Origin of the sequence: Mesorhizobium jarvisii, assembly GCF_003601985.1 — a bacterium.
GTDB classification, from domain to species: Bacteria; Pseudomonadota; Alphaproteobacteria; order Rhizobiales; family Rhizobiaceae; genus Mesorhizobium; species Mesorhizobium jarvisii.
In genome coordinates this window covers 41,998-54,116 of record NZ_QZXA01000001.1, presented here as the reverse complement: position 1 = coordinate 54,116, position 12,119 = coordinate 41,998, and the positions used below count along the sequence as shown (strand labels likewise).

The following is a 12,119-nucleotide window of genomic DNA, read 5'->3' as shown; positions in this document are numbered from 1 at the left end:
CTTTGAACAATAAAGGCGAAGTGCGCCATGAGCCCGGTATGCTAGGCTGGCGCCAAGGATGGAGACCGCCATGACCGCATGCATCGTTGGCTGGGCGCATTCGCGCTTCGGCAAGCTTGAGGGCGAGACGCTCGAAAACCTGATCGTCAAGGTCGCGACGGATGCGCTCGACCATGCCGGCATCGGTCCGGACGAGGTCGACGAGATCGTGCTTGGCCATTTCAACGCCGGCTTCTCTGCGCAGGATTTCACCGCGAGCCTGGTGCTGCAGGCCGACGACCGGCTGCGCTTCAAGCCGGCAACGCGAGTCGAGAATGCTTGCGCGACGGGATCGGCGGCGGTCCGGCAAGGCATCCGTGCAATCGACGCCAACGCTGCCCGCATCGTGCTGGTGGTCGGCGCCGAGCAGATGACGACGACGCCCGGACCCGAGATCGGCAAGAACCTGCTGAAAGCATCCTATCTGCCTGAAGACGGCGAGACACCCGCTGGCTTCGCCGGTGTCTTCGGCAAGATCGCACAGGCCTATTTCCAGCGTTATGGCGACCAGTCCGATGCGCTCGCCATGATCGCCGCCAAGAACCACAAGAACGGCGTCGACAATCCCTATGCGCAGATGCGCAAGGATTTCGGCTATGATTTCTGCCGGCAGGAGAGCGAGAAGAACCCCTTCGTCGCCGGTCCTCTCAAGCGCACCGACTGCTCGCTGGTCTCCGACGGCGCCGCCGCTCTTATCCTCGCCGATACGGCCACTGCGCTGAAGATGCGCCGCGCAGTTGCCTTCAGGGCCAATGAACATGTGCAGGATTTCCTGCCGATGTCGAAGCGCGATATCCTGGCTTTCGAGGGCTGCGAGCAGGCCTGGACCCGCGCGCTGAAGAACGCCGGCGTGACGCTCAACGACCTGTCTTTTGTCGAGACGCATGACTGCTTCACCATTGCCGAACTGATCGAATACGAGGCGATGGGCCTGGCCAAGCCCGGCGAGGGCGCGAAGCTGGCGCTTGATGGCACGACGGCCAAGGACGGCCGCCTGCCGGTCAATCCCTCCGGCGGGCTGAAGGCCAAGGGCCACCCGATCGGCGCCACCGGTGTCTCCATGCATGTCTTGACCGCCATGCAGCTTGTCGGCGAAGCCGGCGGCATCCAGGTGCCGGGTGCGAAGCTTGGCGGCATCTTCAACATGGGTGGGGCCGCGGTCGCCAACTACGTTTCCATTCTCGACCGGATCAGGTAAACCGCCCCCCAACATTCGTTGGAGGTGGCATGGCAAATCCGGTTCTGATCGAGGTTCTGCGCGGCGCGATCGTCGAGAGCGCGCATCGCGGGGCTGTCGCGGTCTTCGACGCCGACGGCAAACCGGTCCTGGAGATTGGCGACACCTCGAAGCCGGTGTTCCCGCGTTCGGCGGTCAAGGCAATCCAGGCCTTGCCGCTGGTGGAAACCGGTGCTGCCGACGTCTATGGTTTCGGCAACCGTGAGCTGGCGCTGGCCTGCGCGTCGCATTCGGGCGAACCGGCGCATGTCGAACTGGCGCGATCCATGCTGGCCAGGGCCGGGCTCGATGGGTCAGCGCTCGAATGCGGCGCGCATTGGCCTTCAAACCATGCTGCCGAGATTGCACTCGCCCGCACCGGCGATTTGCCCAATGCGCTGCACAACAACTGTTCAGGAAAACATTCCGGCTTCCTCTGCACCTGCGTCCATTCCGGCATTGCGCACAGTGGCTACGTCAAGGCGGGGCACGCACTGCAAGAGATGGTGCGCGACGCGATGCAGTCGGTCACAGGTGCCGTCCATGGCGCTGATGAGCGGGCGACCGACGGCTGCTCGATCCCGACCTATGCGGTGCCGCTCAGGAGCTTCGCGCTCGGCTTTGCCCGCATGGCCACCACAAATGGTTTCGGCCCCGAGCGGGCCAAGGCGGCAAAGCGGCTGCTGGCGGCCTGTATGGCAGAACCCTTCTATGTCGCCGGCACCGGCCGCGAAGACGTCGCGCTGATGGAAGCAGCACCTGGGCGGATCTTTGCGAAAGGCGGCGCCGAAGGTGTCCATTGTGCCGCAATTCCGGAGCTTGGCCTCGGTATCGCGCTCAAATGCGATGATGGCGCCCACCGCGCCAGTGAAGCCATGGTCGCCGCCGTCCTCGCCAAGCTGCTGCGCGCGGACCAGGCCCTGGCGGCGAAGCTCACTGAACTGGCAAACGCGCCGATCCAAAGCCGGATCGGAGCCAAGGTAGGCGCGGTGAGGCCGACTGCCGCCCTCAACTGACGCGGTTGCGCTCAACGGTCAAATGCGCAAAACCGCTGCTGCTTAACTGGGTCAGGTCGGCTGTTACCGGCTCGGCCCAGCGCTGGCCGATGACGGCGCCGTTCACCGCGCCGTCGATGACGTTGTCGGAGATGACGGCCGTGCCCGCACCCTCGACCACGCTGACGACGATGCCTGTGCCGGCCTTTCGGATGATGTTGCCGGTGGCCACGACATTGCGCAGATACGGTCCCCAGCCGATCGACATGCCGTAGAGCGGCGCGTTCTCGATGACGTTGTTGGAAGCGATGGTGTCTGCCTCGACGCCGATGCCGACGCCGAAGCCGGGCGGATCGGCCGTGTAGGGGCCGCTGGTCGACAGATTGCGCACGATGTTGCCGGAGCAGACACCCATGCGGCCGCCTTCGTTGAAGTTGACGATCGAGATGCCGTTGGCCGCGCCATCGACGATGTTGTTGCTGATGACCGCACCCTCGAACGAAAATTCGGAATAGACCGCGGTCTCGCCCGAGCGCGAACAGGTATTGCCGGAAATCTGCAAATTGCTGGAACTGTTGGCGCGGATCGCCGAGAAAGCGCAATCCGAGACGACATTGCCCGAAATGATGACGTTGCCGACGCGGAAAGCGTTGATGCCATTGCCGTTCTGGCCGGTCCCGCCGCTGCGCGCGCCGATGCGTTCGACGCGGTTGCCGGTCACCATGGTGCCGTCTTCGGCCGCCTGCCAGCGATGCACGAGGATGCCGCCATTGGCGCAGTCGGAGACCGTGTTGCCTGATATCGTCAGTCCGGCCGCCTCGACCGAATAGATGCCGGCGTCCGCCGCGCCCGATATGTCGGAGCGTTCGATGCGGCCTGTCGCATGTTCCAGCGCCAGCCCGTTCTTGCCGCTGCCGGTTATCTGGCAATTGTCGACGACGAGATGGCCGACCCGGCGCAGATCGAGCAGCCCTTGCGCATAGTCGCCCATCGAGCGGTTCGAACCGTCGAAGACCAGCCCGCTCAGTTCGACATGGTCGGCCTGTTCGGCCATGAAGAGATGGCCGTCGCCGCCATAGACGATCCGCGTCGCGCCCGGCACGCCGGAAAGGCGCACGCGGCCGGGTAGCGAGAGATTGGACACCAGATAGGTGCCCGCCGGCAGGAACACCGGCATGTCCCGGCTGTTCGCGTCGCGCAGCAGCTTGGCGAAGGCCTTGCTCTGGTCGTCGAATGTGCCGGGCTGTACGCCGAGCTCGGTGGCATTGATGGAACCGCGCATCGAGGCTTTTTCGATACCGGTCAGGCCGGCGGCCGCCGCTTTGCCGAGCGCAAGGCCCACAACGGCAAAGCCGGCGGTTCCGGTTAGCAGCGTTCGTCTGTTCAACATCGGCACAGAATCCCAGCGTTCAACCTGACGTCGCAGGAATCGTGCCAAACGTTCCGTTCCTTTTTCACAATGACTTGTCGAGCAGCCGCTCGAGGCCTAGGTTCAGGCAATGAGCAGAGCTTTTACCCGCGAAGAAGACAGCGAGAATGCCATTGCCGGCGTCGGCGAGCGGCCGATCAGCACGCACCGCAACCTTGTGACGGAACGCGGCCTGGCGCAGATCGAGGAGAATCTAGCCGATCTGCGCGACGTTCTGGCGAAAGCCGAGAAGAAAGCCGATCGCGAGCGCATCGCGGTGGTGTCACGCGATCTGCGCTACTGGACGGCGCGGCGCGAAAACGCCGAACTGTCCGTGCCGGAGCCCGGCAGCGACGTCGTCCGCTTCGGCATGGGCGTCACGCTGGAAGGCGACGATGGCAAGAAGGTGCATTGGAAGATCGTCGGCGAGGATGAGGCCGATCCCACCAAGGGCAGCATTTCGCATGTTTCGCCCATGGCGGTCGCGCTGTTCGGCAAGAAGGTCGGCGACGTGGCCGCGGTCAACGGCAAGGAATGGGAAATCGTCAAGCTGTCGGACAGTTAGAGCAGCATAGCCTAGTTGGCTGCCAGCAGCCTATCCATCAGCCGGTCCGCCGCTTCCGGAATGACCGTGCCCGGCGGGAAGATTTCAGCCGCGCCGGCTTGCAGCACCGCATCATAATCCTGCGGCGGGATGACGCCGCCGGCCACGATCAGCATGTCGCCCCGACCGAGTTTCTTCAGCGCGTCGCGCAATTCGGGGATCAGCGTCAGGTGTCCCGCCGCCAGCGATGAGGCGCCGATGATATGGACGTCATGCTGGACGGCCAATTTGGCGATCTCTTCCGGCGTCTGGAACATCGCGCCGACGGTGACGTCGAAGCCGAGATCGGCGAAGGCGGTGGCGATCACCTTTTGCCCGCGGTCGTGGCCGTCCTGTCCCATCTTGGCAACGAGGATGCGCGGCTTGCCGCCGTTTTTCTTCTCGAAAGCGCTAATCTTGTCCTGCAGCCCGTCGACCACGGGGCTGTCGCCAAGCGCCTTGCGATAGACGCCGGAAATGGTCTGCACCGTAGCGACGTGGCGGCCAAAGGCTCTTTCGAGCGCAAACGAGATCTCTCCGACGGTCGCATTCGCGCGCGCGGAGCGGATGGCGAACTCCAGAAGGTTCTCATTGCCTTGTGCGGCGCGGGTCAGCGCATCGAGCGCGCTTTCCACCGCCGCGACATCGCGCGTGCCCTTCAGCCGTTGCAGCTTCGACAATTGCCGGGCCCTGACCTCGGCATTGTCGATCTTGAGCACATCGACCTCGATGTCGGTCTCGGGGCGATGCGCATTGACGCCGACCAGCATCTGCTCGCCGGAATCGATGCGCGCCTGCGTGCGCGCCGCCGCTTCCTCGATGCGCAGCTTGGGAATGCCTTGTTCGGTTGCGGCGGCCATGCCGCCGAGAGCCTCGACCTCTTCGATATGGCTCAGTGCGCGCGCCGCGAGATCATGCGTCAGCCGTTCAAGATAGGCCGAGCCGCCCCACGGGTCGATGATGCGCGTGGTGCCGGATTCCTTCTGCAGGATGAGCTGCGTGTTGCGGGCGATGCGCGCCGAATGGTCGGTCGGCAGCGCCATCGCCTCGTCGAAGGAGTTGGTGTGCAGCGACTGGGTATGCCCCTGGGTCGCCGCCATCGCCTCGATCATGGTGCGGATGATGTTGTTGTAGGGGTCCTGCGCGGTCAGCGACCAGCCGGATGTCTGGCAATGGGTGCGCAGCGACAGCGAGCGTTCGTCCTTCGGCGCAAAATTCTTCTTCATCAGCGTCGCCCACAGCAGCCGCGCGGCCCTGAGCTTGGCCACTTCCATGAAGAAGTTCATGCCGATCGCCCAGAAGAAGGACAGGCGCGGCGCGAAGCGGTCGATGTCGAGGCCCGCCGCGACGCCGGCGCGGGCATATTCGATGCCGTCGGCGATCGTATAGGCGAGCTCCAGGTCGGCTGTCGCACCGGCTTCCTGCATGTGATAGCCGGAGATCGATATCGAATTGAACTTCGGCATGTTCTTCGAGGTGTAGGAGAAGATGTCCGACACGATCCGCATCGAGGGTTTTGGCGGGTAGATGTAGGTGTTGCGGACCATGAACTCCTTCAGAATGTCGTTCTGAATGGTGCCTGCCAGATCCTTCTGCGCAACGCCCTGTTCTTCCGCCGCGACGATGTAAAGCGCCATGATCGGCAGCACCGCGCCGTTCATCGTCATCGACACCGTCATGTCGCCGAGCGGAATGCCGTCGAAGAGCTGCCGCATGTCGAGGATGGAATCGATGGCGACACCCGCCATGCCGACATCGCCGGCAACGCGCGGGTGGTCGCTGTCATAGCCGCGATGCGTGGCGAGATCGAAGGCGACCGACAGGCCCTTCTGGCCGGCGGCAAGATTGCGCCGGTAAAAGGCGTTGGACTCTTCGGCCGTGGAGAAGCCAGCATATTGCCGGATCGTCCACGGCTGCTGGACATACATGGTCGGGTAGGGGCCGCGCACGAAGGGCGGCAAGCCTGGATAGGTGTCGAGATACGGCAGGCCCTTGAGGTCGCCCTGATTGTACAGATGCTTGACGACAAGCCCTTCCGGCGTCACCCGCTGGCCCTTGACCTCGACCGACGCGCGGCGCGGCGGCGCCCAGCCGACCTGACTGAAATCCGGGATCAAGAGGCAGCCTCGATGGATTGGTCGATGCGGGCCGGGAACAGCGCTTCGCACAGCACGACGCCTTCGGTGAAGGCAGGCCGCTGCTCCGCATCCAGCGTCTCGACCGGGCGTTCACCTTTCTGCGGATAGAGTGTGGTGCCGATGATGGCCCGCTCACCGGCCTTGAAGGCTGCGTCGCGCCGGGCGGCGGCGGCGCGAACGCGCTGTTGGATGTGTCCGTCCCGAAGGCTCGACAATACGCCTCCTTCGGCCTCGATCGCCTGCAGCTCCGCCCACGCGGCTTCGCAAAGGTCCGCCGTCAGCGCTTCGACCGCGCCGGACCCATAGGCGGGATCGGCGACATGATCGACATGGCTTTCATTGGCCATGATCAGCTGGGCGTTGCGCGCGACGCGGCGGGCAAAAGGCGCCGGCAGGCCGTGCGCGATCGTATGCGGCAGGATGGAGATCGAATCGGCTCCACCCGCCGCCGCGGCGAAGCAACTGATCGTCGTGCGCAGGATGTTGGTTTCGGGATCCAGCGCCGTCATCATGCGGAATGACGTTTCGGCATGGATGTTGGCCGTGGAGTTGGGGATCGAGCAGGTTTCCTGCACGCGTGCCCACAGCCTGCGCAAGGCCCGCACCTTGGCCATGGAGAGGAACTGGTCCTGGTCGACGCTGAGCGCGAAGCCGATATGCGGCGCGGCATAGACAAGCGGCTGCCGCGCCTTCTCGAACATTCTGAGATACGAGACCGCCGAAGCCAGCATGATGCCGAGTTCCTGCGCTTCCGTTGCGCCGGCATTGTGGAAAACGCGACCGTCCGCTTCCAGCAGCACACCGGGAACGCCCATCGAGAAGAAGTGCGCCAGCGACTGGGGCATCGATTCCTGCAGCGCTTCGATCGACATGCGCAGCCGGCCGGTGCCGGCAAGGATCGCCGCCGGGTCGATGCCGAAGGACAGGTTGAGCTTTGCCGGATCGGAGCGGCGCTTGCTCAGGAACGCCACCAGCCAGTCGGCCATCGGGCGGCTCCACGGGTGCGTGTCGATGCGAATCTGGATCCGATTGAGAGGCACGCCCTCCAGCACCGTTTCCAGCGCCTGAGCGGTTCTCGGCAGACCGTAGCCGAAAGCGTTCGGGGCGCCTTCGAAGACGAGCGACAGTCCTGTCGCACCCTGCGCGATATCGTCCAGAACCTGGGCCTTGGCGCGATCGACGTTGGGGTCGTCGACGCGTTGGCTGACGATCCAGGGCGATCGGGGGTTCGTGCGCACGAGCGGTTCGGCCCCGGTCGCGCGGTCATAAAGGGGCTCGATGCGGATGGCGTCGTCGGTGTGCGAAACCAGCTTTTCCTCGAAGGACGCGCCAGCCAGTGCCTTTTCCGCCAGGGCCAGCCATCGCTGGCGCTCGGCGCCAACTGGTTCAACATCCTTGGTCAAGGCTCCGGCGCCCATCCATCTTCCTCGTTCATATGGCCGCACCAGCCGGGCGGTTCACTCTACGGTTCCCGGTCGGTTATCGCAATGCGCATCCCGAGCCTGAATTCGATCCATCAGATATAGGTCGGCTTGCATGGACGAACCATGAACGATTGCCAAACACCAGCAAAATCCGCAAGTTCCAAAATCCGATTTCGGCGACAGGCCTGATTGGGACGATTGGCCCCGCTCTGGACAATTGGCATTGTCGCTGTGCGACAGCCTCACTATACCTTCGGGCAAAGGCTGGCTTTTGACTTATCAGTTTGCGGAGACCGGACATATGGCTGACGACACCAGTATTTTCATCGGCGCCAGCCGCAAGTCCGACGACAGCTATCAGCGCCCCGAGCAGTTGCTGCTGCAATATGGGAATCGCCATGGCCTGGTGACCGGTGCCACCGGCACCGGCAAGACCGTCACCTTGCAGATCCTGGCTGAAGGTTTTTCGAATGCCGGCGTTCCGGTGTTTTGCGCCGACATCAAGGGCGACCTGTCCGGTATCGCGATGATGGGCACGGCGCAGGATTTCCTGGTCAAGCGGGCCGCGCAGGTCAAGCTCGACCCTTACGACTTCCAGGAATTCCCCGTCATCTTCTGGGACCTGTTCGGAGAGCAGGGCCATCCCATCCGCGCGACCATTTCTGAAATGGGACCGCTTCTCCTGTCGCGGCTGATGAACCTGACCGACGCGCAGGAGGGCATCATGAACATTGCCTTCCGCATTGCCGACGAGGAGGGCCTGCTGCTTCTCGATCTCAAGGACCTGCAGGCTTTGCTTGCCAACATCGCCGAGCGCGCCGAGGAGATCAGCGCGCGCTACGGCAATGTCACCAAGCCATCGGTGGGTGCCATCCAGCGCACGCTGCTGGTACTGGAGCAACAGGGCGCGGCCAACTTCTTCGGCGAGCCGGCTCTGCGCATCTCCGACATCATGCGCACCACGCGTGACGGCCGAGGCGCCGTCAGCGTGCTGGCCGCCGACAAGCTGATGATGAATCCGCGCCTCTACGCGACCTTCCTGCTTTGGCTTATGTCGGAGCTGTTCGAGGAACTGCCCGAGGTCGGAGATCCCGACCAGCCGAAGCTGGTGTTCTTCTTCGACGAGGCGCATTTGCTGTTTGACGAGGCGCCGAAGGTGCTGATCGACCGCGTCGAGCAGGTGGTCCGCCTGATCCGCTCGAAAGGCGTCGGCGTCTATTTCGTCACGCAGAACCCCCTGGATATTCCGGAAAAGGTCTTGGCCCAGCTCGGCAACCGCGTCCAGCACGCGTTGCGCGCCTATACGCCGCGTGAGCAGCAGGCGGTTCGGACAGCGGCAGAAACGTTCCGCCCCAATCCCGATTTCGACTGCGCCACCACCATCACCCAGCTCGCCACCGGTGAGGCGCTGGTCTCGACGCTGGAGGCCAAGGGCGTGCCGTCCATGGTGCAGCGTACGCTGATCCGGCCGCCATCCTCGCGGCTTGGACCCATAACCCCCGCCGAGCGGCAAAAGCTGATCGCGGAAAGTCCGGTCACTGGCCAGTACGACCAGGTCATCGACCGCGAATCGGCCTTCGAGATGCTGCAGAAAAAGGCCAAGGACGCACAGGACGCCGAGCAGCAGGCGCAGCAGGCAGGCACAGGCGGCTCGCGCTGGACCATACCGGGCTTCGGCAATGACGATCCCGCACCGCCGTCCGGTGGCCGCCGCGCGCCGGCGCCGCGCCCTTCCAATCGCCAGACTGTGGCCGAGGCCGCGATCAAGTCCGTGGTGCGCTCGGTCGGCTCGTCGGTCGGACGCGCCATCGTGCGCGGGATCCTGGGGAGCCTGTCGAGAGGCCGCTGAGCCGCGCCAGGGCCGGTAGCAAGTCGGGCGCAACCTGCTAGATGTTTTCGCGGGTGTAGATCTCGAAGGGCAGGATGTTTGTAAAATTCCCGCCTTCGTTCGGTGTTGAGACAGCGCGGATCATGCCGGCCAAGGTCTCTTGCGCAATGCGGGCGAGGGGGTGCGAGATGATGAAGGTCAGGGTGCCGTCGAGCAGCGCCGGGCGGGTCGACTCCATCAGTTCATAGCCGACAACAACGAGGCTTCCGGCCCTGCCGGTGGAGCGTAGGGCCGCAATAGTGCCGGTGATGCCACCCCCGGCGACATAAAGCCCAGACAGGTCCGGATTTTCGTTCAGCAGCTTTTCGGTCATCTCCTGCGCAATGGCGCTGGATTCGAAAGTCAGCAGCGGCTCGAGCAGCGTGAAGCCAGGCGCGTGCTCGCGAAAATAGGAGCGAAAGCCACTCTCGTTCATCTCCTGGCAGCGATAGCGGTGGTTGCCGACAAGGATGCCGAGCTTGCCGGGTGCGCGGCAGACATGCTCGAACACCCAGGCCGCGGTGCGCCCGACTTTCCAATTGTCCAGTCCGATATAGCGCACATGCCCGGTCGCCGAAATCTGCGAGATCAGCGCAAAGACCGGCACGTTGCGGGCATGCAATGTGTCCACCGCCTGGGTGACGAGGGGATGAACCGCGGCGACGACGCCAACGGCGTCGCATTCGGCGCCGAGCGCCAGCATCCGCGATGCGACATTCTGCGGTGACAGATCGTCCAGAAACTCCGTGCGCAGCTCGATCTCGCAATCGGGCACCGCTTCGGTTGCCAGGCGCAGCGCCTCGGCCATGTTGCGGTAGAAGGCGCGGCCGGGCTGGTGCAGCAGGAAACCGAACCGGTAGCGCGGCCGGGCGGCCGCCACGCGGCTGCGCAGCGCGCCCATGCCGTAGAAACCGATTTGCTCGGCCGCCAGCCGGACACGCTCTCGCATGCCCTGGCGAACGGCGCCCGAGCCGCTCAGCACCCGGTTGACGGTGGCCACCGAAACATTCGCCTCGGCGGCTACATCCTTGATCGTTGGCCGCTTGCCCTGATCCATTTTATCTCATCAGCCTGTCGCATCTGATACAAAAATATCATTGTCCATGCGAGATTGATATGAATGACACAATCAATTTGGAACAAAAATTCTATTCTTGATTCATTTTGGATCAAGATGTTTATCTCGTCAAAAGCAAGCAAGGCGGACGCACCGCCAGCCCAGGGATAGCAGCAGCACAGCGCAGACAGGTTTTCGCCCACCGCTCTCAAACGGTGTGAGGCAGCGCGCGCGTGCGGCCCATTCCAAGGCGTTGCGGGTGCGGCATTGCGGGTGGAGAAATTGCATGGACGATCTCAAATACGGCGTGCGCGACAAGCGCGGCGACTGGAAGCCGAACGGACGCATCGAGGGCGCGCCGTTATGGAACTGGCCGCCCAGGCTGCCGAAGATCCTGGCGTGGTTGCCGGGCTACATCTGGCCGTGGAATGCCTTCCACATGTTCACGGCGCTGCTCTACTGGTTCTATATCGTGCCGAGCGTAGAGACGATGAAGACGATCAGCTGGGGCTGGGCACTGTGGCTCTATGCCGTCAACGCCGCGGCGATCCTCGTCTTCTACGGCATCTTCGAGCTGCGCTACTACATCAAGCGCGCCCAGGCGACGCGGTTCAAATACAACCACAAATTCCCCGCCGATGCGCCGTCCGACGTGTTCTGGTTCCAGAGCCAGAACCTCGACAACTTCCTGCGCTCGTTCTTCATCACCATTCCGCTATGGACCGTGGTCGAAGTCATCTTCCTTTGGTGCTTTGCCAATGGCTACGTGCCGTGGGTCGGCTGGCAGGATCATCCGGTGTACCTCGCCGCACTGGTGCTCATCGCGCCGGCCATCCACGAGGTGCATTTCTTCTTTATTCACCGGCTGATCCACTGGGGACCGCTCTATCGCTGGATCCATTCGGTCCATCACAATTCGATCAACCCGTCGCCCTGGTCGTCGCTGTCGATGCATCCGGTGGAAGGGTTCCTCTACCACGCGGTCGCCTTCTGGCACCTCGTTATCCCGTCCAATCCGATCGTCGCGCTGTTCCAGCTGCATGTTGCTGGCTTCGGCGCCGTCAATGGCCATCTCGGCTTCGACAAGCTGGAAGTGACTAAGGACACGGCCGTCAACAGCCATGCCTACACACATTACCTGCACCACAAATATTTCGAGGTGAACTATGGCGGCGACGGGTTGATCCCGCTCGATAAGTGGTTCGGCACCTGGCACGACGGCACAAGGGAGGGTGAAGCCATGATGGACGCCCGCTTCCAGAAAAAGAAAGAACGCATGAACGCCAGGGTGTGAGCAACACCGAGGCGAAGCATTCGTGACGCGCAATCGGGAGAGAGGCGCGCATGGAGCGACGAAGCAGCTGTTTTTCTAATCCGTCTGACGACGGCAAC

General features: G+C 63.4%; 9 protein-coding genes. 5 read left to right on the top strand and 4 right to left on the bottom strand.

The genetic code is table 11. The features are described from left to right. Nucleotides 1-70 precede the first annotated feature (70 nt). Together D3242_RS00265 and D3242_RS00260 are read left to right on the top strand one after the other, a co-directional pair. Entirely contained in the window at nt 71-1,237 is a 1,167-nt protein-coding gene (locus tag D3242_RS00265) for an acetyl-CoA acetyltransferase (RefSeq protein ID WP_027046640.1), read from the top strand. Between the two features lie 29 nt (nt 1,238-1,266). After that, entirely contained in the window at nt 1,267-2,271 is a 1,005-nt protein-coding gene (locus tag D3242_RS00260) for an asparaginase (protein WP_064982951.1), read from the top strand. Here D3242_RS00260 and D3242_RS00255 read toward each other — a convergent pair. Then, on the bottom strand, nt 2,264-3,640 hold the full coding sequence (locus D3242_RS00255; RefSeq protein WP_064982949.1) for a TIGR03808 family TAT-translocated repetitive protein: 1,377 nt from the start codon (nt 3,638-3,640) through the stop codon (nt 2,264-2,266). The two genes, D3242_RS00260 and D3242_RS00255, sit on opposite strands and share 8 nt — an antisense overlap. A gap of 109 nt (nt 3,641-3,749) precedes the next feature. Here D3242_RS00255 and greA point away from each other — a divergent pair, with 109 nt between their 5' ends. Then, complete coding sequence (greA, locus tag D3242_RS00250) at nt 3,750-4,223, top strand: transcription elongation factor GreA (RefSeq protein WP_064982947.1); 474 nt, start codon at nt 3,750-3,752, stop codon at nt 4,221-4,223. Between the two features lie 11 nt (nt 4,224-4,234). Here greA and scpA read toward each other — a convergent pair whose 3' ends face one another. Together scpA and D3242_RS00240 are read right to left on the bottom strand one after the other, a co-directional pair. Then, nucleotides 4,235-6,358, bottom strand: a complete 2,124-nt coding sequence (gene scpA / locus D3242_RS00245) for a methylmalonyl-CoA mutase (RefSeq protein ID WP_064982945.1) — start codon at nt 6,356-6,358, stop codon at nt 4,235-4,237. Continuing rightward, nucleotides 6,355-7,797, bottom strand: coding sequence for a methylmalonyl-CoA mutase subunit beta (locus D3242_RS00240; RefSeq protein WP_027046642.1), 1,443 nt, complete (start codon nt 7,795-7,797; stop codon nt 6,355-6,357). The genes scpA and D3242_RS00240 overlap by 4 nt, the downstream gene beginning before the upstream one ends. A 307-nt stretch (nt 7,798-8,104) precedes the next feature. Here D3242_RS00240 and D3242_RS00235 point away from each other — a divergent pair, with 307 nt between their 5' ends. Next, nucleotides 8,105-9,652: a helicase HerA-like C-terminal domain-containing protein gene (locus tag D3242_RS00235; protein WP_064982943.1), complete on the top strand. Its 1,548-nt coding sequence runs from the start codon at nt 8,105-8,107 to the stop codon at nt 9,650-9,652. Nucleotides 9,653-9,689: 37 nt separating this feature from the next. Here D3242_RS00235 and D3242_RS00230 read toward each other — a convergent pair whose 3' ends face one another. Then, nucleotides 9,690-10,727 carry a LacI family DNA-binding transcriptional regulator gene (locus D3242_RS00230; protein WP_038645533.1) on the bottom strand — a complete coding sequence of 346 codons (1,038 nt, stop codon included), beginning with the start codon at nt 10,725-10,727 and terminating at the stop codon, nt 9,690-9,692. A gap of 286 nt (nt 10,728-11,013) precedes the next feature. Here D3242_RS00230 and D3242_RS00225 point away from each other — a divergent pair, with 286 nt between their 5' ends. Then, the gene (locus D3242_RS00225; protein WP_064982942.1) at nt 11,014-12,021 is read left to right on the top strand and encodes a sterol desaturase family protein; all 1,008 of its coding nucleotides are present in this window, start codon (nt 11,014-11,016) and stop codon (nt 12,019-12,021) included. Nucleotides 12,022-12,119: the final 98 nt, after the last annotated feature.